Below are 1,173 nucleotides of genomic sequence, written 5' to 3'. Positions count from 1 at the left end.
GCTGCAGCTCGGCAACCTGGCCCGGTTCGGGCTCGGACTGGCGACCGCCGGGCTGCTGCTGGCCGGCGCCCCGGAGTGGCTGTTCTTCGCCGCCGCCCTGCTGGTCACCGCACTCAACCGGTTCATCCTGGCCGGGCTGTCGGCCTCCCTCCCCCGGGTCGTCGGGTCCGGCGAGCTGGTCACCGCCAACGCCGTCTCCCCCACCCTCGGCACCATCGCCGCGGCGGCCGGCGGCGGCCTCGGCTTCCTGGTGCACCAACTGCTCCCGCCCGGCCGGCACGCCGACGCCGTCCTGGTGACCCTGGCCGCGGTCCTCTACCTGTGCGCGGCGCTGTCGGCCCAGCGGATCCCCCCTGACCTGCTGGGCCCGGCCCAGCACCCGGACCGCCCGTCGCTGCGCGAGGCCCTGTCCAGCGCCGGACGCGGCCTGCTGGCCGGCGTCCGGCACCTGGTGCACGACTGCCGCCCGGCGGTGCACGCGCTGGCCGCCGTCACGCTCGCCCGGTTCTGCTACGGGGTGCTCATCGTGGTGGTGCTGATGCTCTCCCGGTACACCTTCAACAGCCCCGACGACAGCGCCGGCGGACTGGCCACCCTGGGGCAGGCGGTCGGCGTCTCGGCGGTCGGGTTCTTCCTGGCGGCGGTGGTCAGTCCGTGGTGCACCCGGCGGCTCGGGCTGTCCGGCTGGATGACGGTCTGTCTGGCCTCGGCCGCCGTGTTCGTCCCGGCGCTCGGGCTGTCGTTCGCCGAGGTCCCGGCGATGGCGGCGGCGCTGCTGCTCGGAGTGGTCACCCAGGGCACCAAGATCTGCGCGGACACCGTGGTCCAGGAGTCGGTGGAGGACGAGTACCGGGGGCGGGTCTTCGCCATCTACGACGTCCTGTTCAACATCTCCTTCGTCGCCGCGGCCGGGGTCACCGCGCTGGTGCTGCCGCTCGACGGCCGCTCGACGGCGGTGGTGGCGGGCGTCGCCGCGGTCTACGCCCTCGGCGCAGCGCTCTACGCCCGCGCTGCCCGGCGCACCCCGCCGCACCACGGAGAACCGGCCACCCCCGCGACGACTCGCTAAGGTACGTCAACGCACCAGGCCGTCAACGCGCCAGGCCGTCAAGAGAGTTACTCCGGGGGAAAACCGATGAGCACACCACCGCCCCAGCCGTACGGCTCACCCCA

General features: G+C 74.2%; 1 protein-coding gene. It reads left to right on the top strand.

Going from position 1 to position 1,173, the window contains the following annotated elements; all coding sequences use genetic code 11:
• Positions 1-1,069: MFS transporter (locus AA75_RS28195; protein WP_033823088.1), on the top strand; the 1,069-nt coding region annotated here is incomplete at its 5' end.
• Positions 1,070-1,173 lie beyond the last annotated feature (104 nt).

The sequence above is a fragment of the Kitasatospora sp. MBT63 genome (genome assembly GCF_000710465.2).
Classification (GTDB): Bacteria; Actinomycetota; Actinomycetes; order Streptomycetales; family Streptomycetaceae; genus Kitasatospora.
Note: the sequence above shows the minus strand (reverse complement) of the source record. Positions and strands in the feature narration are given on the sequence as shown.